Raw genomic sequence first — 22,944 nt, forward strand, 5'->3', positions numbered from 1 at the left:
AGTTGAACCTACGAGTATAGCCACACACAAATCAACCCAAATATCAGCTTTCAGTGGGCTCATTTTATAGCAGAAAAGTCGAATAAAGGCGTAAAGAGGGGAGGCAAAAGGCGCAGTTCGCACGCCGCCTTTTGCTTAAATGAACAACGCTTTACCTTGCATAACGTAACACTACATATTATTGGAGATGTACTCTATTACATCATCATGGTGGCTTTTGGTTTTCACCTTATTCATTAAATGCTTTAGGCGACCATCCTTGCCAATGATAAATGTCGTTCGTAGTATCCCCATAAACTCACGGCCCATGAATTTTTTTAGCCCCCACACCCCATACTTCTCAGCAATGGCATGATCCTCGTCGGAGAGTAAATAAAAATTTAAATCCTGCTTTTCCTCAAATTTTTTGAGCCTAGGGTATGGATCAGGACTAATCGCCAGCACAACCGTTTCCAGCTTGGCGAAGTCTGTCTCCGTGTCCCGAATACCACAGGCTTGAACGGTACAGCCGGGAGTCATCGCTTTTGGATAAAAATAGACGACAACATTTTTACTGCCGACGAACGAAGAAAGCTTAACCTCTTCACCATTTTGATTTTTAAGGGTAAACGCCGGCGCTTTGTTGCCGATTTTTGGAAAAGACATTACCGTACTCCTATGTATCACAATTAATCATTATCACTTTCGCTCAGACAAAAAAAAGCGCGGTATGCACCGCGCTTTTTTGTAGCTCTATATTAAGCTGGAAGTAATGATTTCACTGCGTCACGCTCTTCACGCAACTCTGTTTCAGTTTCGATCATGCGCCCTTGAGAAAACGCATCAATTTCAAGGCCCTGAACAATTTTCCAATCACCACCTTCGCAAGTACACGGGAAGGAGTAAATCAAACCTTCTTCAATACCATAGCTTCCATCACTATAAACCGCCATGCTCACCCAGTCATTTGCTGCAGACCCGAGCGCCCAATCGCGCATATGGAAGATGGCCGCATTAGCTGCAGACGCTGCGCTGGAGGCACCGCGCGCCTTAATAATCGCCGCACCACGTTGCTGTACTGTTGGTATATAATCGCTCTCGTACCAATCCTGTTCAACTTTACCTACCGCTACCTCACCATTAACCTGTGCATGAAAAAGGTCGGGGTATTGAGTTGAAGAATGATTGCCCCAGATAGTCATCTTGGTGATGTCATTGATAGAAACATCTACTTTGTTGGCCAACTGTGTGAGCGCACGGTTATGATCCAATCGTGTCATCGCGGTAAATTGACGCGGGTTAATGTCTGGCGCATTACGCTGAGCAATAAGCGCATTAGTATTGGCAGGGTTACCCACAACCAGTACTTTGATACCACGTGACGCATGGTCGTTAATGGCTTTACCCTGAACAGAGAAGATAGCCGCGTTCGCTTCCAGTAAGTCTTTACGCTCCATACCTGGGCCACGTGGACGCGCACCCACCAACAGTGCATAGTCGGCATCCTTGAATGCAACGTTAGCATCATCGGTGCATACCATGCTCTGAACAAGCGGAAATGCGCAATCTTCCAGCTCCATCGCCACACCCTTCAGCGCTTCTAGAGCCGGCGTAATTTCCAGCATTTGCAATATGACAGGCTGATCTTTGCCCAGCATTTCACCACCGGCGATTCTGAACAAAAGTGAGTAACTAATTTGACCTGCAGCGCCTGTTACGGCTACTCGAACGGGTGCTTTCACAATATATCTCCGTTTTATATGTTTACTTAGTGGTACTCGATACAACAGAGCCCACACAAGTCTATGCTTCTCAGCAGTTTAGACCGGATAGCGATCTTTCAGGCTCTGGTATAGAGCCGCGCCAAACTCCGGCATCTTTGGGTCCAGCTTGGCCAGGGCTTCTACGAGATGCTCGTTGTCCTCCTTTCCATGCCAGGTTTTTTGGTAGGATCCGTCTTTATATCCATGATTTTGCCGGAAAATGTTTAGTACATTTTTACCGACGTAACTATTAAAGAGCTGTTCAAAACTTACGCCAGCTACACCTAATAGCTTGCTGAAATCCGAAACTGAAAACGCCTTTGTCCTCAGAGTTACTTCGGTGAATTGCTCTAGCAACACCCGAAACTCTTCATGCCCGGAATCCAGATCAAATTCATTTTCTATTTTTTCAGCCACAGACTGGTAGCCCTGCGCATCAGCCCTAGCGCACAACAATCGTATACTAAGGCCAAAATGCCAAATATCAATGAGTTCGAGCACTACTTGATCGGTATCGAGCGACTGCTTTTTCCACCACTTCCATCCGTAGTGATCCATCAACTCTGCACATTCAACCCAAATTGCGCGATACCATTCATAGTTCGCCTGTCGCCACTCAGCATTTACCTTGCTGTTCATAGCTTCCTGTAACTCGAGCATAGTAATAATTTGCTGACGCATCAAAGTTCCTGTGTTTTGGTCTTCGTGGGGAAGAGCTGGGCAAAATTGCGACTAGTGATTTCGGCCAGCTCCTCGAAGGACAGCCCTCTCAATTCTGCAATATATTGGGCTACCTCCCGCACATACTTAGGCTCATTGGGCTTACCCCGGTAAGGCACCGGGGCCAAGTACGGCGAATCGGTTTCAATTAAAAGGCGGTCTAGAGGCAGTTTGCGTGTTACGTCTCGCAACGCTTCGGCGTTTTTGAATGTAACAATACCGGAAATAGAAATATAAAAGTTCAAGTCTAGCGCATCTCGTGCCATTTCCCAGCTTTCCGTAAAGCAGTGCATAACCCCGGCACTTTGGGAGCCCGCATGAGTCCTCATCAAGGAAATGGTATCTACCTGCGCTTCACGTGTGTGAACGATTACCGGAAGGTTAAGGTCAGCGCCAGCTTTTAGATGGTTAATAAAGCTCTGCTGCTGCTGCTCTGCTAGCTCTGAGCTGTGATAATAGTCGAGGCCTGTCTCACCTAAGGCTACCACTTTGTCGGCTTCGGCCCACTGCTTTAACTGCTCAATACCGACAACGGCGTCGCTCACATCTGATGGGTGAACACCAACACTGGCGTAGATGCCCGGATTTTCAGCGGCAATGGCCAGCACAGCGTCTTTATTAGCCTCGCTAATACACACGCACAGCATCTCGCTAACACCCTGCTCTCGGGCAGCGCTTAACGCATCTTCGAGTCCATTTGGGTATTTAGACAGATCAAGGCGGTCCAGGTGACAGTGTGAATCAACTAGCATCAGTACTTTATTAGTAGGTAAATTAGTTGGGAATTGTGCAGGCTAAGCGTGTGCGGAGGCAGAGTATGAACGGGTCGCTGCCGAAAAGCTAGACTGAATTACATGGTGTGCGTAGGCCTGTCGGAATCGAGGGAGCCAACCAAGTAAGTTTCGATTTTTTGATTGGCAACGTCATCTTCACCGCTAAACTGAACGCCAATCCCGGCGGCACGGTTGCCCTGGGCTCCCCGAGGGGTTATCCATACAACCTTACCCGCCACGGGAATTTTCTCTGGCTCGTCCATCAAGCTCAGGAGCATAAAGACCTCATCACCAAGGCTATAAGACTTATTCGTTGGAATGAAAAGCCCACCGTTTTCTACAAATGGCATGTAAGCCGCGTACAACACAGCCTTGTCTCTAATCGTAAGAGAAAGAATCCCGTTACGGGCCGCACCACCTAAACCTTTCATAGAGATTTCACTCGCATGTCATTGTTTCTATTGCAAGAATAGCCGAGTAAAACACCCGGGTCACGCTCTGGGTAGCGATTGCTGTCAGAATATACCCGCACCCACGCCTTCACAAGTGAATCCGCCCCACAACAGCCCTGTTTGACACCGCCAACGCCGCCCTCCAGTCAAGGAGCAACTCCTCCACTACTAGGGCCACATTCAAATTGGGGTTTGCCTGTAGCTGCCCTTTACGGTGACAAAGACTATCGCGGTAGCGGAAAAGTATTGTCAGTGGAACTTTCTCTGCCTGAGCGAATAACCCGCGCCATGCCTCGGTACCACTAACCGGCTCTCCAGTAGAAACAGCCTTTATCAAACGCTCCACCCAGACCAACATCGTCGACAATACATCCAGTGCTCCTAACCGACTCCAATCGGATACGGCTTTTGACATAGGTAGCTGGCCAGAAGATACGGCAACCAATTGAGCGCACATTTCTTCGCGTTGCTGAAAATGCTCATTTTGCCACCAGTCCATAGCCAACAAGGGGCCCCCGAAAGCCGCATCCAGCAATGGCTCAACATTTTCGACAACCCCCATTTCTGTCAACCATTCGACAGAGTCTTTACGGGAAGGAACAGGTAGGTTCCACTTGCTACAGCGACTTCTAATTGTTGGCAACAACTGACTGGTAACCAAACTAACAAGAATGATTACTGTGTTGCCGGCCGGCTCTTCAAGGCACTTAAGTAGACTGTTGGCTGCATTGATATTCATCGCCTCAGCCGGCTGAATTTTTATCAGCTTTCGGCCTCCCTGCTGGGCCGTTTTATACACAAATTCGGTGACCTGGCGAACCTGATCAACTTTTATCTGTTTTCCAACCTCTTCCGGCGCAACGTTAAGCATATCGGGGTGGCTACCCGCCCGAAACAACTGACAGGTTTTACAGCTACCACAGGCCGAACCTTCCATTGGCGATCCACAAAGCAGGTAATGCGCCATACTCGCTGCGAATTTTTCTACACCCGTGCCAGCCGCCCCCGTCAGCAGCAGCGCATGCGGTAAGACATTAGAGGTAACCTGGCTAATAAACGCCGCCCAGAGGTCGGCCTGCCATTGATACGGCGGCATGATTATTTTGCTCATTGGCGCCTTGCCTGACGTACAATAGGCCCGCTGTTGGACGAAACCATTGACAACACCGGCACTAACACCCGAATTAACACCCGAACTAACGCCCGCACTAATACTAGTAATAACACTCGCTTACCCATGCAAATAATTCACGAAGATTCCGACCTGATTATTATCAATAAACCAGCAGGTCTGCTGACAGTACCCGGTTTAGTCTCGCCTGAAAATGCCTTTGACAAATTATTGCGACACCACCCGAACTCAAGAGTTGTACATCGGCTCGACATGGCCACTTCGGGCTTAGTAATTTTCGCGCAAAACCACGCAAGCCAAAAACAGCTGGGAAAACTTTTCGAAAACCGATCAATAACTAAACATTATACTGCCGTTGTTGAGGGTTTGGTTAAACCCGATACTGGCGAAATTGCCTCTCCGCTGCTTTGCGACTGGGAAAACAGGCCAAGGCAAATTGTTGAATGGTACAACGGAAAACATGCGCATACGTTTTTTAAAGTATTAGCGCGTAACCTAGCCACAAATCAAACCCGACTATTGCTCAAACCGTTTACTGGCCGGTCCCACCAACTTCGGGTGCACTGCCAACAAATAGGGCACGCTATTACCGGTGACACACTCTACTCAAGCCCGGAAAAATCCGCCCAGCAATCACGTATGCTGCTGCATGCTTCCCGCCTATTGTTCACCCACCCCATCAATCATACCGAAATGGATATACGCTGTGAGCCAACTTTTTAGCGAGCCAGCCAACGGTCTAATAGCGGCTCAAACTTTGTCAAAATACTGCTTTGTACTTCTTCGAGCGGTTTACCGGCATCTACCACAAGAAATTTTTCAGGACGTGAATTCACACGTGATTTGTACCCTGCCCTAACCCGTTCGAAAAACTCGATTTTTTCCGATTCAAATCTGTCCAATTCGGCCCTGGCACTTGCGCGCTCCAAACCCGTACGAACATCAATATCAAGAAAGATCGTCATATCGGGCTGACGCCCCTGCTGAACGATAGACTCTAATCCCGCGATAACATCCAAAGACAAACCTCTACCAGCGCCCTGATAGGCAAAAGTAGCATCCGTAAAGCGATCACATAACACCCACTTACCTTGAGCAAGGGCCGGCAAAATAACGGAATTTAAATGCTGGGCCCGGGCAGCGAACACGGTTAATAACTCAGCCGTAGGATCAAAAAGCTCATCACGTTTATTAAGCAGTATTTCACGTAACTCTTCTGCCAGAGGCGTTCCGCCTGGCTCCCTGGATATAACCAGCTCCACTCCACGAGATTCAATAAGTTTTTGTATAAAAGCAATGTTGGTAGACTTACCAACGCCTTCAGTGCCCTCTACGGTTATAAATTTACCCCCGCTCACTCTTTTGACTCTCCAATCGTGCTATCACTCTGCTCTGTTACAGGCTCCTGCTTAAGCGGCGCCGAACGATAATCTGAACGCCTTTTCTTTTGAAATTTTGTCACAGCCGCTTCATGCTCTTTCAACGTTGACGAAAACTGATGGGTTCCATCGCCCTTTGCAACGAAATACAACGTATTGCCCGATGCCGGGTGAAGTGCGGCATGAATGGCTTCTCGGCCTGGCATTGCTATAGGGGTTGGCGGCAGCCCATGATTCGTATACGTGTTATACGGGGTTGGTGTTTTTAAATCGCGCTTCCGTATATTACCTTTGTAGCTATCACCCATACCATAAATTACGGTCGGGTCAGTCTGTAGCCGCATACCTTTCTGTAAGCGACGAACAAAGACACCGGCGATCTGTTTACGCTCGAACGCTGCCCCCGTTTCCTTTTCGACAATGGACGCCATAATTAGCGCTTCATAAGCACTTTTATAGGGTAAACCCTCGGCTTTATTTATCCATTCCTGATGCAGGACTTCGTTCATCCTTAAATACGCCCGCAATAATATGCCTTGGTCACTGTCACCGCGAATAAAGCGATAGGTATCGGGGAAAAAATAGCCCTCTGGGTGCTTGATCGTCAAACCAAGCTCCGCCAGAATTTCATCGTATGTTTTATTTTCTAGGGTACGCTGTATTTTTGAATGGCGATGCAGCGTATTTAAAAACTCTTTTAGCGTTCTTCCTTCTACTAGTGTTATCTGATGCTGTAGCTGTTCACCTTTTTGAAAACGCGCCAGCAATGACACGGGTGATTCCTTTTGAGCCAGCCGATACTCACCCGCCTTAATGTTCGATAGATTTAAAACACGAGCATAACCCACCCACACTCTAGGCCAGCGAACCAAACCGTGGGAATTTAATTCCTGCGCTACAGAATGAAGTGACGAGCCGCGCTCTATCACATAGACGCTGTCAGGCAACTTTACCGGTTGCGGAGTATTCAACCAACTCCATATATAATAGCCGGAGGCCGCCGTCATCAGCAGGACCCACACAGCTATAGCTGTTACAACCCGTAACGGATTTACATTCATCGGTTTAATACCAGGCTAAAATTTTATCGAAGATTTGTCGCCAACAACTGGGCGAATGTTTTCGCAACAACGTGATCATCTATATCTCGCCCATTAAAACAGTTTACTGGGACTATGCCACGTACGGCATTGGTTAAAAATATTTCATCGGCTGCAAGTAAATCCTTTAGCTTATATCGGCCAACATCAACTGGGCCGACAGAAACCAGACTAGAGTTTTCCAGTAAATACTGCCGCATAACACCCTTTACACCTGCGGTCTTTAAACAGGGAGTATATAAACGCTGACGCTTCCGCCAAAAAATATTATGGTGTGGTGTATCGATAACGCAGTCGGTTTCATCACACAACAACAGCTCTTCATGCGGTAAAAGCGCATCGTGCTTTGTGGCGGTCAAATAGTCCACTCGACTCAGCATCTTTACAGCAGCATGCTCCGCTTTCGAAAATAGCATTCCGCTCGCGGGCCTAAGTGATACAGGCTGTTGCTGCCAATTTTGAAGCTCACATGGGCTGAGCGTACAAAGCACATCAACAGCCGTGTTTAATGGATAGCTGGCGCGCTCACTTTCACGGCGATAAATAATTATTTTTAAAATGCCATCAAAGCCTGTTTCGCTATTCAGTTGATCGACTAAACTCTCAACCGCAGACAAAACAACCTTTGTATCAAGCGCAAAATTTAAAAAATCGGCTCCACATTTTAATCGCTTGAGGTGGCCTAACATCAGAGGTAATTTTGAAGCCGAAACTCGGACAGTTTCAAAAATACCGTCACCATACATAAAACCGCGATTATTAACGGAAATGCTGGTTTCGCTGGCCAACTGGCCATTTAAAGAAACGAATGTACGTATGTTCCCGGCTGCCATTACTCTGAATGCAAACTACACTTTCGAAAACAGAAGTGTTCCATTAGTACCACCAAAGCCGAAGGAATTACTAATGGCCTTATCAATTTTCATTTCTTGCGCCGTATGAGGTACGAAATTTAGATCGCAGCCTTCATCCGGGTCATCTAGGTTGATAGTGGGTGGAGCAACCTGATCGCGAATAGATAACACGGAAAATATCGCCTCTACAGCTCCCGCGGCCCCGAGCAAATGACCAATCATCGACTTAGTAGAACTTACCGCCAACTGATGTGCGTGATCACCAAATACAGACTTCACCGCACCCGCTTCTGCGGCGTCGCCTGCGGGAGTTGAAGTTCCGTGGGCGTTGATATAGTCCACCGCACTTGCATTGATTTTTGCATCCAGTAACGCATTGCGCATTGACAATGCTGCGCCATCACCACTAGGAGACGTTATATGAAAAGCATCTCCGCTAGTACCAAAGCCCGACAATTCCGCATAAATTTTTGCGCCGCGTTTTTTTGCATGTTCGTATTCTTCTAGCACCATAATACCTGCGCCGTCACCCAAGACAAATCCATCTCTACCTTTATCCCAGGGGCGGCTTGCGGCTTCGGGGTCATCGTTGCGCTTAGACAAAGCGCGTGCCGCACCAAAGCCACCAATACCAACGGATGTTGTCGCCATTTCTGAACCACCGGCAACCATGGCATCGGCGGTACCATACATAATTTCCCGAGCCGCAAGGCCAATACTGTGGGTTCCCGTTGTACAGGCCGTAGTGACAGCAAGGTTAATACCTTTAAAACCGTAGCGAATGGAGAGATTCCCTGCGATCATATTAATAATCGCACCGGGCACAAAAAATGGCGATACACGGCGTGGGCCGCGTTCTTTTATGGTTATGGCAGTGTCTTCAATAGACCCCAGCCCACCAATACCAGAACCAATCACACAGCCGATACGAGCTGCATTTTCGTCGGTTATGACAAGGCCAGAATCCTCTACAGCCTGAACGCCCGCGGCCATGCCATACTGAATGAACAAATCCAGTTTTCGAGCTTCTTTTTCCTTCAGATACGGCGAAATATCCAAGTTTTGAACTGACGCGCTAATTTTTGTCGAAAAAGCAGAAATATCAAAAGACGTGATAGGTCGGATACCGCTTTTGCCTGCAAGAATGGACTGCCATGTCTGATCTACGCTGTGACCAACGGCGGTCACCATACCAAGACCCGTTACTACAACTCTTCTTCGACTCACAAATATTCTCCAGTTTTACTCTCTACGTCACCAGCATTGAAATAAACCCCAGCCGCTTCGGAAACTTGAATTCCAAATACGACAAAAGCCGTACTATGCAAGATAGATACGGCTTCTGTAGATAGGGTCAATCGAAAGACCGGCTAATTAAGCCAGGTTTTCGTTGATATAGTTGATCGCCAGCTGAACAGTGGTGATTTTTTCAGCTTCTTCATCAGGGATTTCGGTTTCGAATTCTTCTTCAAGAGCCATTACCAACTCAACAGTATCAAGAGAATCAGCACCCAGATCTTCAACAAAAGATGCTTCGTTCTTCACCTCTTCTTCTTTAACACCGAGCTGTTCCGCGACAATTTTCTTTACGCGTTCTTCAATGCTGCTACTCATAGTCTTAATTAACTCCTAATGATAACCGTTCTGTGAAGCCGTTAACGAACACTTCCAAACCGCAAATAGTCTCTAAGTTGCGGGTGAAAATAGTGTTCCGGTCCACACGTGCCGCGCATTTTAACGCGATTTTCTCCGCGTTGTAACGCATGGAGGCAAATTTATTGTAACACTGCAATTTTTTTCTTATAAAACAAAGGGTTAGAAACAAAAAAATGCCTCTAACCCACAACAAAAACCCGCAATTAGGCCTGTTAGCACATATACATACCGCCATTTACGTGCAGTGTTTCGCCCGTAACGTAGCTGGCATCATCGCTGCACAAAAACTTCACCACCCCGGCAATCTCCTCAGGCTGCCCTAGACGGCCCAGCGGAATAACGCCCAACATTGCAGCTTTCTGGTCTTCTGCGAGCCCCTTGGTCATATCCGTATCAATAAAACCCGGTGCAACTGAGTTGACCGTAATATTGCGTGAACCCACCTCTTTGGCTAAAGATCGTGCAAAGCCCATTACACCGGCTTTAGTAGCTGCATAGTTCGACTGCCCGGCATTACCCATTTGACCAACAATGGAGCTGATATTCACAATGCGCCCCCAGCGTGCTTTCATCATGCCACGCAAACAGGCTTTACTCAGGCGGTAAATCGCACTGAGGTTCGTATTAATAACGTCAAACCACTCATCTTCGCTCATGCGCATAAGTAGGTTATCTTTCGTTATGCCGGCATTGTTCACCAAAATTTGAGGCGCACCAAACTGTTCGTTGATAGCCTTCAATAAGGCCGCCACGGATTCGGCATCCGTTACATTTAACTGCATGCCAGCGCCATTAATACCTTTTTCTGCGAAACGCGCACTGATAGCCGCGGCGCCAGACTCTGAAGTTGCCGTACCAATAACCGTTGCGCCAGCCTCACCCAAGGTATCGGCAATTGAAGCGCCAATTCCACGACTTGCGCCCGTTACCAGAGCTATTTTTCCTTCAAATGACATCGAATATCCCCTGTTATTTTAGTTCTGCCAAGCTGGATTCCAGCGAAGCCGTAGTTTCAATATTGCTAGCATTAAGGCTCTTAACAATTCGCTTGTTGAGGCCAGACAGCACTTTGCCGGGGCCACACTCCAGCGTACTGCCCACACCCAACTGCACCAGCTCTTGGACACATTCCACCCAACGCACCGCAGAATAGATTTGCTCCACCATCAGCGCCTTAATCTTCGCCGGGTCACGCTCTGTTTTAGCCGTTACATTATGCACAACGGGAACGGTAGGCGATAAGAACGTCGTCGCCTCAATTTCCGCCGCCAACCTATCCGCCGCAGGCTTCATCAAAGACGTGTGGAATGGCGCACTAACCGGAAGCGGCAGTGCACGCTTGGCGCCAGCCTCCTTGCAGCCAGCCATGGCCCGCTCGACGGCAGATTTATGCCCGGCTATCACCAACTGACCCGGGGAGTTGTAGTTAACCGGCGACACCACCTCCTCCGCCGAACACGCCTGACCGCAAGCCTCTTCTACCTTTTCATCGGCTAAGCCAATAATGGCAGCCATCGCGCCTAGGCCTGCTGGCACAGCTTCCTGCATATATTTTCCTCTCGCACGCACAAGCTTAACGGCATCGGAAAAATCCAGCACACCCGCACAAACAAGTGCAGACCACTCACCCAAACTATGACCGGCCATATACTCGGGCATTACACCACCCTGGGCCTGCCAGACACGCCAAAGCGCAACACTCGATGTTAACAATGCCGGTTGGGTTACTTCTGTCATATTCAGGTCTTCCTGCGAACCGGCTTGCACCAGCTCCCACAGGTCATAGCCCAACGCAGTAGATGCTTCACTAAAGGTATCAATGACCTGCGGATGATGCTCTGCCATTTCCGCTAGCATCCCAACCTTTTGAGAGCCTTGACCAGGAAAGACAAAAGCGAGTTTATTGCTACTATTCATACATGGACCACTCAAATTAATCGATTTACAGAAATCAGTTGTGCGAAACTTTCTCACTCAAACTCGATTCAATGCGCTGAGGAATACGCTGACGAACTTGCTGAACAGCCGTATCAAGAGCCTGCTCAAAACCTAATTGGTCGGCCCCGCCATGGCTCTTAACCAACGTACGTCGTAAACCTAACAATGCTGCACCATTATATCGCGACGTAGTAAAGAGTCTTCTCCAATTTCGCAACACCGGCTTTGCCAGCCAACCAATCAGGCTGTGCCAGACACTTCTATTGAAGGTCTGCGCTAGGCTACTCAACACAAAATTAACAGCACCTTCGCTCACTTTAAGGGCAACGTTACCGATCAGGCCATCACAAACGATGACATTAAACTCTCCGGAATAAAGGTTGTGCCCCTCTACAAAACCGGCGTACTTAATATCGCCCCGCTTATTTAAAGCCTGTGCAGCAAGCTGAATTTCTTCACCGCCCTTACTGCGCTCTGTGCCAATATTTAACAAAGCAACCGATGGCGCTTTTATGCCACCCAACTCTGCCAACGCAGCACCCATTACCGCAAACTGCACAAGCTGTTCGGCTGAGCAATTTATGTTGGCGCCAAGATCCAACAGAACACTATAGCCCTGGGAGGTTGGAATACGCTTACAAATTGCCGGACGACGGATGCCATCAAAGGTTTTAACAAGCTTGCAGCCGATAGCCATAAAGGCTCCGGTATTACCGCCACTAACACAGGCATCGGCTTTTTCTTCTGCCACTAAATTGACAGCCTGCCACATAGACGATGTTTTTTTAGTGCGCAATACATCGCTGGCTTTATCGGCCATATCGACGGTTTCTTCCGCATGAAGTAGTGCCACACGCGAGCGAAGTGCCTTATCGACATTTTGGGATTCAAGAAGGGGTTGGACAATGTCCCGGTCACCGACAAGGGTAACTGTTACATCGGAATGAGCTTTCAGATAGGCGAGTGTAGCCTGAACGACAAGGCGGGAACCTTGGTCCCCGCCCATCGCATCAATCGAGAGATGAATTGGTTGTGACAACCTTACTCGTCGTCGGCAATATCAATCACTTTAGTACCACGATAAAAACCATCTGCCGTCACGTGGTGACGAAGGTGTTTTTCACCGGTAGTAGGATCTACCGAAAGGGTTGGACCGGTAAGCGCATCGTGCGAACGACGCATGCCACGTCTTGAACGGGTTTTCTTGCTCTTCTGAACTGCCATGATCTACTCCTGCATACACTGCAAATCGATACAAAGTGAGTGTAGTATCGATTCGGGTTTAATCAGATTTTTTCAAAGTCTGCTTTAAACTGGCAAGCGCGTTAAAGGGGTTACCCTCTTCATCGTGCTCAACCTCATCTACTGCTTCAACGACATCACCAATACTTAACTGGTCTGCGTCGATACATGCAAAGTCGTGCAAAGCAAAAGCTGGCAACGCCAACAGTAGCTCTTCCTCTAACATTGCATGCAAATCACCCAGATCGTCTTCTACAATCCAGGGCTCGAGATGCTTCGGTAATTGCTGGGCTTTTTCTTCGTCCCGAACAACCGCTAAGCTAACCTCGGTGGTAACGCTTTTCTCAAGAGGCCCTAAACAGCGCTGACATTGCATTTGCAACTTTGCCGAAACCTTACCGACCACAACCAACCTTCCCTGCTCATCTCTGAACAATTCGAGTTCGGCCTGGACCAGTATGGTCGACGTGGATTCAGTACTTGAATCTAACGCTATTTCGCGCAAGCGAGATAGGGAAACCTCAGGTACAATGCCCGCCAGTTTGGCGTTCGCAAGAGCGAGTTTTCTAGGCTCTACTAGCCTCGGAAGCGGTTTCAACGGGGTACCCTCTGACATAAGCGCGCGATAATAGGGAATTGACTAATCCCTGTCAAAGAAAACCTTGAATCTTAAGACATTTTCCCCCAATACACGGCTTATGCTGGTGATTTCATGACATTTCCTTCCAACTCTGAGGCAAGCGGTTCAATACCGGCGTCGGCTCCACTCATTCTCGCCTCCAGCTCATCATACCGACGTGCTCAACTAGCTCAGCTGGGGCTAAAACATACATGCCAGCCAGCCGACATTAATGAAACCCCTTTAACCGGTGAGCCCGCCGAAAAGCTAGCCCTCAGGCTTGCCGAAGGCAAAGCGCGGGCTATCGCCAAAACAACGAATGCTGCATCGCTGATTATCGGCTGCGACCAAACCGCCAGTTGCGGCAACACGCTACTAGGTAAGCCACTAACAGAAGCCGTGGCCATAAAGCAGCTAAGCACATGTTCCGGCACCACCGTAACGTTTAACAGCGCACTTTGCGTGATCAACAACTATAGCGGCGAAGCGCTATTAGACAATATCGTTACGCGCGTTCAATTTCGGCTTCTTAGCGAAAAAGACATCACTACCTATATAAAGAAGGAGCAACCACTAGACTGCGCCGGAAGTTTCAAGTGCGAAGGCCTAGGGATAGCGCTCTTTGACACCATTCACAGCGATGACCCTTCGGCCCTCATTGGCCTGCCGCTCATTGCACTTACCCGTATGCTGCGCCAATTCGGCGTGGACGCTATTCAACAATCGCAACCTCTATGATTCAACTAAACAAAATAGGCCTGCAGCGCGGGCACAAGGTACTACTGGAAGATGCCGACCTAACAATATACCCCGGACAAAAATGGGGCATCGTCGGTGGAAATGGCAGCGGCAAAACAACCCTCTTCAAACTGTTACTGGGCGAAGTAAGCGAGGACTCGGGCCAACTCCAAATTCCAGGCCATTGGCAACTGTCACACATGGCACAGGAAGTCGGTGCAACGCAGCGAACAGCCCTCGATTATGTGATCGACGGCGATCAGCCATTGCGAAAAATTGAAGAGAAGATATTACAAAACGCCGATAAAGGAGAACAACTCGCCCTGCTCTATCAACAGCTAGAAGCTATTGATGGCTACACCGCTTCCACACGGGCCGAGCGCCTACTATACGGGCTGGGGTTTTCGGCCAACGACAGCGGCAAACACGTAAAAGACTTTTCCGGAGGCTGGCGAATACGCCTAAACCTCGCGCGCGCACTTATGTGTCGCTCTGACCTACTACTACTAGATGAGCCGACCAACCACCTCGATTTGGATGCAACACTATGGCTCGAACAGTGGCTGAAAAATTATAAAGGCACACTGCTTATTATTTCTCACGACAGAGATTTCCTCGATAATTTAGCCGAAGGCATCGTGCACGTAGATCAACTGAAACTCAACGCGTACAACGGCAACTATTCCGCGTTCGAGCGACAGCGCGTCGAACGGCTTGCACAGCATAAGGCCGAATTTGATAAACAGCAGGTTCGTATTGCCGAAATAGAAAATTTTGTTCGCCGGTTTCGTGCAAAAGCAACCAAGGCCAAGCAAGCGCAAAGCCGACTTAAAGAGCTAGAGCGCATGGAGAAAATTTCTCCCGCCCACATAGACTCGCCTTTTAGCTTTTCTTTTCCCGAGCCAGATCGAATCCCACAAACCATGATTACGTTGGATAGCGCCAGCATTGGCTACAATCAAACGCCGATTGTGTCGGGTATCGAACTCAGCGTTCTTGGCACCAGCCGTATTGGGCTACTGGGCCACAATGGCGCAGGTAAAAGTTCACTTATTAAAGCACTCTCGGGCGAGCTTGCATTAATGAGTGGCGAAAAAGTCGATGGCACTCACCTTCGATGCGGCTACTTCGCCCAACACCAACTAGAAGCGTTGGATCTTAATGCTTCCTGCGCGCTGCATTTACAACGGCTCACACCAAAAGCAACAGAACAAGAAGTTCGGAATTTCCTCGGCGGCTACGGCTTCCAAGGAGATCGCGCCTTTGAAACAATCGAGCATTTTTCAGGTGGTGAAAAAGCGCGACTAGCTTTGGCTATTCTTGCGTGGCAAAAACCCAATCTTCTTTTACTTGACGAACCCACCAACCATCTCGACCTAGAAATGCGCCACGCGCTTACGCTCGCCCTGCAAACATGGGAAAGCGCACTGGTAATCGTATCGCACGACAGGCACCTACTGCGCTCAACCGTCGATCAATTTATGTTGGTCGATGGCGGAAAAATAACAGACTTCGATGGCACGCTTGATGACTACCAAAACTGGCTACTTCAAGATGCCCCACAGGACATAAGTGCAGGCAGCAAACCGTCAGCAAAACAAGACAAAAAAGAACTGCGACAACAACAAGCCGCCATCCGCAATCAGCTCGCGCCCTTCACCAAACAAATAAAACAACTTGAAAATAAGCTCGCGAAACTTGCCGATGAGCTTACAAAAATAGAAACCAGACTAGCAGAGCCAGCCTTATACGAAAGCCAGTCCGCACAACTCCCCCCACTACTCAAACAGCAGGGTGAAATCAAGAACGCCATGGAATCCATAGAAATAGAATGGCTGGAATTGAGTGAAGAAAAAGAGTCACTAGAAGCGCAATTACAATAACCCCTTTAAGGGCACCGATGGACAGCGAAAGAAAGTACCATTCAATATAATGGCGTATGAGCGTAGCGCATTTACTGCTGTGAATAAGCTCCGCTTTACGCCAAAATTAACGGGGATTCCACAACGCTATACTATTTTCTTTTGCCAAAAAAGCGCCTGGCCAGCCTCACCCGACAGCTCGTACGGCTCAAACCCTACCCTTCTATAAAGTGATTGCGCCGAGTGGTTATTGCTCAACACTTCAAGTGTTAACTTACAGCAACCCAGCTCCCGCGCCACCCGCTCACTCTCCTTTAAAAGAGCAGCACCAACGCCCCTGCGGCGCCAACCTTCATCCACATAAACATCATGTAAATTTAACAGCGGTTTAAGCATAAACGTAGAAAAAGAACGCAACGACGTAGCCAAGCCAACAGCCTTCTCACTACTATCAAAAGCCAACACCGTTACCGCGCCACCATAGCGCTTTAGCTCACCTGCGATACGCTTACAGTGCTCATGAGTAAGCGGTTCACCGCCGCCCATCACATCGGCAGAATAATCTCGCATTAAACAGCCAATGGCTTCAACATGCGCGGTATTATCGTAATCGGCAACAACCGTTGAGAATGAGGCTAACATTTAGGGTTTCCATTCCAATATTTGACTGAACTCATCCACACACAATACAGGCTTATACGGCTTCAACCTATCAATATGATGAGCGCCAAAACTCACGGCAATACGCGGCATATCAATAGCCTGAGCCATCGCCATATCGTACTCAGTATCACCAATCATTACCGCCTCTGCAGCAGAACAATTAAACTCTGCCAACAACTCCGTTAACATTTTAGGGTCTGGCTTGGATACCGTTTCGTCCGCACAACGACTACCGTGGAAAAAGGCGTGCAAATCAAGTTTCTTTAATACCCTATCTAGCCCACGACGGCTTTTACCTGTAGCAACCGCAAGTGAGTGCCCGGCATCCGCCAGCGCCTGCATGGTTTCCATCGCACCATCAAAAAAGGGTGACGGCGTAACATCAGCCCCAAGGAAAAAGGCTGAATACCCTTGCCGAACATGCTCCAACTTTTCGTCCAAAATATCGGGGTAAAGCAAACGAATCGCCTCAGGCAAACCCAGGCCAATAATATTTTTTATCTCGTCGTCGCTTCTACTGGCAAGGCCAGCATCATCAGTGGCGGCACGCATGCAACTGACAATTTTAGCGGCAGAGTTACTAATTGTTCCATCCCAATCAAATATATAAAGCACAACTACTCCAGCACATCGATAAAGTTTTGTAATTCTTCAGGTAAAGGCGCCTGCACCAACAATGACTGCCCATCCGGCAACATAAACTGCAACGACGCCGCATGCAGAAACAAGCGGCGACAGCCCTGTTTTTTCATTTGCTTGTTGAAATCATCGTTACCATATTTGTCATCACCCACTAGCGGGTGACCCTTATGAAGCGCATGAACACGTATCTGATGGGTACGGCCGGTTATAGGCTTGGCCTGCACTAGCGTAACCTCTTCAAAACGCTTAACAACGTCAAACTCTGTCTTCGACGGTTTACCTTCCAAGCTAACCCGTACCATTCGCTCACCACTAGACAGCTCATTTTTTTGCAAGGATGCGTCGATAACTTTCGCACGGTTAGGCCAACGACCCCGAACAAGGGCCAAGTAGCGCTTGTCAATCTGCTTTACTCCCCGAAACAACCCTTGCAAATACACCAGCATGGAGCGTTTTTTAGCCACCAGTATGCAGCCAGAGGTATCGCGATCCAAACGGTGAACCAGCTCCATAAAACTGTTCTCCGGGCGCATTTGCCGCAAAGACTCAATCAAACCCAAGCTAATACCGCTTCCACCGTGCACCGCTAGCCCCGAGGGCTTATTAACGACCATTAATTCTTTGCTCTCATATAAAACCGAGGCCTCTAACAGGCTGCGCAGGTTACCGCTGGGCTTTACTTCAGGCTTTTCCTGAGAAACGCGAATAGGCGGAACACGCACGGAATCACCGGCCTGTAATTTTCGCTCTGGCTTGGCGCGGCCTTTATTAATGCGCACCTCGCCCTTTCTAATGACGCGGTATATAAGCGACTTAGGCACACCCTTTAGCTTTGACAGCAGGAAATTATCCAGGCGTTGACCTTCTGAATCCTCATCAATAACTAAGTATTGAACTTTGGCACTATGGGTACTTTTGGTACTACCGGCGGGAATGGTCACAACAATTAGAACTCTTGGCGGGTAGATTGGCTTGAACGGGCCGGACATGATAACAACACTCAGCGCTCACACAAGCTGAGGACAGCCAGCCCCACACAGAAAAACAGCCTAAATCTTCGAAATTGCGCCAAACAAGTGGCTAAATTACCCCAAACGAGAGTAATCGCTAACATCGAAGCCCCCATAAATTGCATGCTTCAGACAAGAGTGCTATATTCCGACCAGGCTGAAAGCCGCTCCTGTAACGAGAATTTCAACAAGAGAGCCCTTTCACTCTAAAACCGAGCCAGAGTTACCTGCTTCTAAAGAACAGCGCTCAAAGGCAAAGAATATTACAAATGGTGCTTTAGCCCTTAGGGCTTGAGCGATTTTTTTTGAAACCAACGCGCGAATATTTCGTGCTTTGCGAAAGAAACAACTGATCGGCGAACATGCCGGCAGAAGACCTTTTTAAGATCGTTACACTGACTGCTACTACTGGCTGCCGACAACAAGCAGCAATGCGATAACAGTAATCCCATATAACGAGGCGAAGCTGCTCAATTACGGCGCACTCCTCTAAGGGATAGCATAATTGGCAACGATCAAAAAAGGTATAAACAGAACGGATGCGTTGAATCGCCAGTTTGCGAAAAAAAGTTGCTATTGCAACCTCAACCAAACCACTGCACCTCTGCCCGCATAAAATACTTACGCCACTGAATAGATAATTAAATAAACGCTGTACCTGGAAACACTCAATTGCCACGTACGCGCTTATCGGATGACACAGGTAATCGATGGGCCCTGCCAGTAAAATACTCAAACCCAAGCAGCCAATTGTGCTGCGGGTTACAGTTGCCCAACAGCCTCAAGTGAATAGTTTTGGCCCTACACGCACATCGTGTAGCGGCCGCTAGAGAGCAGCTATCGTAAAGTAATTCACATTCCCCGGCTCATTCGCTTGGGTCAAATGCTATTTACTTTACCCACAAGCTCTTCTCTTCACAGCGATTCATCCAAATTATCCCTTCAGCCCCATCGATTGTTTCCCTCCGTACTAGCATTGATGTTGACGCGCAACATCGAGAATAACTTACATGAAAAGAATGCTAATCAATGCTACGCAACCTGAAGAGTTACGCGTAGCGTTAGTGGACGGCCAATGGTTGTACGACCTAGATATCGAAAACCGGCACAGGGAACAGAAAAAAGCCAACATCTACAAAGGCAAAATCACCCGCATTGAACCCTCTTTAGAAGCCGCCTTTGTTGAATATGACAATGGCCGCAACGGGTTCCTCCCACTCAAAGAAATTTCCCGCGAATACTTCGTAAAACAGCCTAAAGAAATTGAAGGCCGCATCCGAATAAAAGATGTTGTCCGAGAAGGCATGGAAGTTATTGTCCAAGTCGATAAAGAAGAGCGTGGCAATAAAGGCGCCGCACTGACGACCTTTATTAGCCTTGCCGGTCGCTACCTGGTCCTTATGCCCAACAACCCACGCGCTGGCGGCATCTCCCGCAGGATCGACGGCGATGACCGTACCGAACTTAAAGACGCCCTCAATGAGATCGATATACCCGACGGCATGGGCATTATCGTCCGCACGGCAGGTGTAGGCCGCTCAGCAGAAGAACTACAGTGGGACATGAACTACCTAACGCTGCTTTGGGGCAACGTCAAAAAAGCCGCCGATGAAACAAAAGCCCCGGCTTTTTTGTTTCAGGAAAGCAATGTAATCATTCGCGCAATTCGAGACTACCTACGCCCTGATATCGGCGAAGTCATTGTAGACAACCAAGAGGCCTTCGACCTTGCCACGACGTTTGTCCAGCAGGTTATGCCCAACTACCGCAGCAAGGTTAAACTCTATAGCGAAGATGTACCCCTGTTTAACCGCTTCCAAATCGAAGGGCAAATCGAAACCGCCTTTGAGCGCGAAGTTAAATTACCCTCCGGTGGCTCCATTGTTATCGATGTTACCGAAGCACTCATTAGTATCGATATCAACTCGTCTCGCGCGACCAAAGGCGGCGATATTGAAGAAACCGCCGTACAAACCAACCTTGAAGCCGCCGATGAAATTGCTCGTCAGCTCCGCCTTCGAGACATGGGCGGCCTAGTCGTTATCGACTTTATCGATATGCAGCCTGTGCGCAATCAGCGTGCAGTTGAAAACCGTATGCGCGAAGCCCTGAAAATGGACCGCGCCCGTGTACAAGTCGGGCGCATTTCCCGGTTTGGCTTACTTGAGATGTCGCGTCAACGTTTACGCCCTTCGCTGGGTGAAACAATGTCGAAAGTCTGCCCACGCTGTAGTGGTCAGGGTACTATTCGTGGCACCAAGAACATCGCACTCTCCATTCTTCGCCTTGTAGAAGAAGAAGCCCAGAAAGAGCGCAGCGCAGAAATCCGAGCCATCGTACCTGTGCATGTCGGCACTTATCTGCTAAATGAAAAGCGCGCGGCCATTTCCGGTATCGAAAAGCGACACGAAACTCGCGTCGCCATTTTACCTAACACCGAAATGGTAACCCCCCACTTTGATGTGCATCGCCTACGCGATGACGATTCAGGTACAAGCGAAATCAGTTACCAGATAGACCTGTCCGCCGAGGAAAGCTCTGAATCAGGGCTTGATATAAGCAGTGAACCCATTGACCTACCTAAACCCGCTGTAGAGCAAGTAGCCCCTGAACAGCCTGCCCCTAAACCGCCCAAGCAACCCGGTTTATTAGCCCGCATACTCAAAGCTATTGAGGGCTTCTTCACCAGTGATAGCAAGCCTGCCAAGAAAGAGTTCAAAGGTAAAGGTAGAGGCAAAGGCCACCAGAAACGCACCAACTCGAATCGCAATCGTAACCGTAAGGGTAGCCGCCAAGGCGAAAAAGAGACTCCTCGTGAGCGTGAAGAGGAACCCGCTAACAAGACAAACAACCGCAATAATCAAGAAAAAACGCGTCGCGACCAGAACCGTCCTGAGCGCCGCCGCCGCAGTCGTCGCCCCGACGAGAAGCCTGAAGATAAAAACGTTGCTCAGACCGAAAGCAAACCTAGTAGCGAGCCGCAAACTGAGACTAGTAATGAAAATCGTCCGAACAAACGACCATCCAATCGTCGTGGCCGTCCTCAACAGAGACAGCGTGGTCCATTACCCGAAGTGGAAGCAGGCCTAACGCAAACAGCCGATGACGCACTCGAGCCTACGGAAGAAAAATCAGCCGGCAGCCCTCAGGCAACAGAAACGGACAAAAATGCCGACAATCGTGGCGAAGGCCGTAACCGTCGCAACAGAGGCCGCAACCGCAACCGCACCAGAGACGCGGAACGCTCAGCAGACTCAACTACCGATACCGCTCAGGCGCAAGAAAAACCTGTAACCGACGCACCGACACAAACAGCTGCCCAGGAAACACCCGCACAGGCACCTGCTGTTGATGCGCCAGCCGAAAAACCAGCCGCTGCCGCTATTGAAACAGCAGCTATTGCACAAGAACCCCAAGCGTTAAAAGCAGAGTCGGCTAAAGCCGACGCTAACGCAGTAGTAGCAACCCAGAAAGTAGTCACTACTGAAGAAGCTGCACCAGCCGTTAACGCAGAGCCTAGCAGCCCGCCAGCGGCAAAAGAAAGCAAGCCAACTGTTGTTGCCGAAAAACCTGCCGCTAAACCAGCAGCGACAGAAGTGAAGGCCGGCACCGAGGAAGCAGCGGTAATACCCGCACCCGCTGCTCCCAAAAGCTCACAGAAACCCGCTGCCAAAGAGGAAGTAGCCCCACGAGATGTTTCTCGTCCGTCTAACGACCCTCGCTACAGCCCCAAGCCAGTAAAGAATACGCTGGTTTCAAGTGTGGACGCTGATAGCCGTATGGGGCGCCCATTAGACACATCTGCACCGGCAAAAATCGAACATAAGCCTCGAGAACTCAAACGCCCTACCAATGACCCCAGGAAGAAGCGTGAAGCCGAGCAAGATTCTTAATAATTAACAAGTACTCTATGTAAAGGGGCCGATTGGCCCCTTTTTTTATGCTTTGCTATTTCTGATTACCCTCCTCGGTTGGCGGCTACCGCGCACTTGTCCGCTTTTGCAATAAGGCTTTAACGCTTTAATGGTACTCACTGAAGCATGCAGCCTACGGCAGCTCCATTGGCTTTTTGGCTAATTGATCGAGTTAGGAGACCCTAATAGGTCATTTACAAACTGAACAAAAAAGGCCTGCCCCATTGGGGGGCAAGCCTTTTTTGTGTTTGGCGGTGGGCTAGGGATTCATGAATTACCTATAAATTATTGATATTATTAATAATAAATAAATATAAAATTGTATATACCCCCATTTATACCCCCTACATTAACGGACTATTTACCGCCAACATCTTGCCCGCGAGCCCAGTATGGACTGGAGACACAAAACAAATTAATCTTTGTGATTGCGATGCCTACATTTACACATAAAAGGATAGATATTCCCCCTTTTCTCGTTGTGTGATTTAAAGCCTGACCCCATTGA

23 protein-coding genes are annotated in these 22,944 nt (G+C 48.7%); 4 read left to right on the plus strand and 19 right to left on the minus strand.

The genetic code is table 11. From position 1 onward, the window contains the following. Positions 1 to 171: 171 nt before the first annotated feature. The 6 genes from bcp to H5336_RS01285 all read right to left on the minus strand — a co-directional run bounded on the left by bcp (position 172) and on the right by H5336_RS01285 (position 4,798). Positions 172 to 645 carry a thioredoxin-dependent thiol peroxidase gene (bcp, locus tag H5336_RS01260; protein ID WP_185230656.1) on the minus strand — a complete coding sequence of 158 codons (474 nt, stop codon included), beginning with the start codon at positions 643 to 645 and terminating at the stop codon, positions 172 to 174. A 92-nt stretch (positions 646 to 737) separates the two neighbouring features. Further along, the gene (locus H5336_RS01265; RefSeq protein ID WP_185230658.1) at positions 738 to 1,721 is read right to left on the minus strand and encodes a malate dehydrogenase; all 984 of its coding nucleotides are present in this window, start codon (positions 1,719 to 1,721) and stop codon (positions 738 to 740) included. Positions 1,722 to 1,799: 78 nt separating this feature from the next. Then, complete coding sequence (locus H5336_RS01270; RefSeq protein ID WP_185230660.1) at positions 1,800 to 2,423, minus strand: dUTP diphosphatase; 624 nt, start codon at positions 2,421 to 2,423, stop codon at positions 1,800 to 1,802. Continuing rightward, entirely contained in the window at positions 2,423 to 3,214 is a 792-nt protein-coding gene (locus H5336_RS01275; RefSeq protein ID WP_185230662.1) for a TatD family hydrolase, read from the minus strand. Before H5336_RS01275 ends, H5336_RS01270 begins: the two co-directional genes overlap by 1 nt. A 98-nt stretch (positions 3,215 to 3,312) precedes the next feature. Then, complete coding sequence (locus tag H5336_RS01280) at positions 3,313 to 3,666, minus strand: PilZ domain-containing protein (RefSeq protein ID WP_185230672.1); 354 nt, start codon at positions 3,664 to 3,666, stop codon at positions 3,313 to 3,315. A gap of 109 nt (positions 3,667 to 3,775) precedes the next feature. Next, the gene (locus H5336_RS01285; protein WP_185230674.1) at positions 3,776 to 4,798 is read right to left on the minus strand and encodes a DNA polymerase III subunit delta'; all 1,023 of its coding nucleotides are present in this window, start codon (positions 4,796 to 4,798) and stop codon (positions 3,776 to 3,778) included. Between the two features lie 33 nt (positions 4,799 to 4,831). Here H5336_RS01285 and H5336_RS01290 point away from each other — a divergent pair, with 33 nt between their 5' ends. Then, positions 4,832 to 5,542, plus strand: coding sequence for an RluA family pseudouridine synthase (locus H5336_RS01290; protein ID WP_221627961.1), 711 nt, complete (start codon positions 4,832 to 4,834; stop codon positions 5,540 to 5,542). On the opposite strand, the gene tmk is transcribed toward H5336_RS01290, so the two are convergent. From tmk to H5336_RS01340, 10 genes are all read right to left on the minus strand, one after another. After that, positions 5,539 to 6,177 carry a dTMP kinase gene (gene tmk / locus H5336_RS01295; RefSeq protein WP_185230676.1) on the minus strand — a complete coding sequence of 213 codons (639 nt, stop codon included), beginning with the start codon at positions 6,175 to 6,177 and terminating at the stop codon, positions 5,539 to 5,541. The two genes, H5336_RS01290 and tmk, sit on opposite strands and share 4 nt — an antisense overlap. Then, on the minus strand, positions 6,174 to 7,259 hold the full coding sequence (mltG, locus tag H5336_RS01300; RefSeq protein WP_185230678.1) for an endolytic transglycosylase MltG: 1,086 nt from the start codon (positions 7,257 to 7,259) through the stop codon (positions 6,174 to 6,176). Before mltG ends, tmk begins: the two co-directional genes overlap by 4 nt. Positions 7,260 to 7,282: 23 nt before the next feature. After that, entirely contained in the window at positions 7,283 to 8,131 is an 849-nt protein-coding gene (locus H5336_RS01305; RefSeq protein ID WP_185230680.1) for an aminotransferase class IV, read from the minus strand. A gap of 15 nt (positions 8,132 to 8,146) precedes the next feature. After that, positions 8,147 to 9,379: a beta-ketoacyl-ACP synthase II gene (gene fabF / locus H5336_RS01310; protein ID WP_185230682.1), complete on the minus strand. Its 1,233-nt coding sequence runs from the start codon at positions 9,377 to 9,379 to the stop codon at positions 8,147 to 8,149. Between the two features lie 147 nt (positions 9,380 to 9,526). Beyond that, entirely contained in the window at positions 9,527 to 9,766 is a 240-nt protein-coding gene (gene acpP, locus H5336_RS01315) for an acyl carrier protein (protein ID WP_045860003.1), read from the minus strand. A gap of 254 nt (positions 9,767 to 10,020) precedes the next feature. After that, complete coding sequence (gene fabG, locus H5336_RS01320; protein WP_185230684.1) at positions 10,021 to 10,764, minus strand: 3-oxoacyl-ACP reductase FabG; 744 nt, start codon at positions 10,762 to 10,764, stop codon at positions 10,021 to 10,023. A gap of 13 nt (positions 10,765 to 10,777) precedes the next feature. Next, positions 10,778 to 11,725, minus strand: a complete 948-nt coding sequence (gene fabD / locus H5336_RS01325; protein ID WP_185230686.1) for an ACP S-malonyltransferase — start codon at positions 11,723 to 11,725, stop codon at positions 10,778 to 10,780. Positions 11,726 to 11,759: 34 nt separating this feature from the next. Then, positions 11,760 to 12,785, minus strand: coding sequence for a phosphate acyltransferase PlsX (gene plsX, locus H5336_RS01330; protein ID WP_185230688.1), 1,026 nt, complete (start codon positions 12,783 to 12,785; stop codon positions 11,760 to 11,762). Between the two features lie 2 nt (positions 12,786 to 12,787). Further along, entirely contained in the window at positions 12,788 to 12,970 is a 183-nt protein-coding gene (rpmF, locus tag H5336_RS01335) for a 50S ribosomal protein L32 (RefSeq protein ID WP_185230690.1), read from the minus strand. A gap of 58 nt (positions 12,971 to 13,028) precedes the next feature. Continuing rightward, complete coding sequence (locus H5336_RS01340) at positions 13,029 to 13,586, minus strand: YceD family protein (protein ID WP_246438993.1); 558 nt, start codon at positions 13,584 to 13,586, stop codon at positions 13,029 to 13,031. 114 nt (positions 13,587 to 13,700) lie between these two features. Between H5336_RS01340 and H5336_RS01345 the strand changes: the two genes are divergently transcribed. Both H5336_RS01345 and H5336_RS01350 read left to right on the plus strand, forming a co-directional pair. Next, a complete protein-coding gene (locus H5336_RS01345) occupies positions 13,701 to 14,345 on the plus strand; it encodes a Maf family protein (RefSeq protein ID WP_185230694.1) in 645 nt (214 codons plus the stop codon). Continuing rightward, complete coding sequence (locus H5336_RS01350; protein ID WP_185230696.1) at positions 14,342 to 16,228, plus strand: ATP-binding cassette domain-containing protein; 1,887 nt, start codon at positions 14,342 to 14,344, stop codon at positions 16,226 to 16,228. The genes H5336_RS01345 and H5336_RS01350 overlap by 4 nt, the downstream gene beginning before the upstream one ends. 126 nt (positions 16,229 to 16,354) lie before the next feature. On the opposite strand, the gene H5336_RS01355 is transcribed toward H5336_RS01350, so the two are convergent. Genes H5336_RS01355 through rluC form a run of 3 tightly spaced genes read right to left on the minus strand, consistent with a single transcriptional unit; the run spans position 16,355 to position 18,501 of the window. Further along, positions 16,355 to 16,849 (minus strand): GNAT family N-acetyltransferase, encoded by a 495-nt coding sequence (locus tag H5336_RS01355; protein WP_185230698.1) that lies wholly within the window; start codon positions 16,847 to 16,849, stop codon positions 16,355 to 16,357. Continuing rightward, positions 16,850 to 17,485, minus strand: a complete 636-nt coding sequence (locus tag H5336_RS01360; protein ID WP_185230700.1) for an HAD family hydrolase — start codon at positions 17,483 to 17,485, stop codon at positions 16,850 to 16,852. A gap of 2 nt (positions 17,486 to 17,487) precedes the next feature. After that, positions 17,488 to 18,501, minus strand: a complete 1,014-nt coding sequence (gene rluC / locus H5336_RS01365; RefSeq protein WP_185230702.1) for a 23S rRNA pseudouridine(955/2504/2580) synthase RluC — start codon at positions 18,499 to 18,501, stop codon at positions 17,488 to 17,490. A 1,031-nt stretch (positions 18,502 to 19,532) separates the two neighbouring features. Here rluC and rne point away from each other — a divergent pair. Further along, positions 19,533 to 22,415, plus strand: a complete 2,883-nt coding sequence (rne, locus tag H5336_RS01370) for a ribonuclease E (protein WP_185230704.1) — start codon at positions 19,533 to 19,535, stop codon at positions 22,413 to 22,415. Positions 22,416 to 22,944: the final 529 nt, after the last annotated feature.

Source organism: Teredinibacter franksiae, from assembly GCF_014218805.1.
In the GTDB taxonomy this organism is placed as follows: domain Bacteria; phylum Pseudomonadota; class Gammaproteobacteria; order Pseudomonadales; family Cellvibrionaceae; genus Teredinibacter; species Teredinibacter franksiae.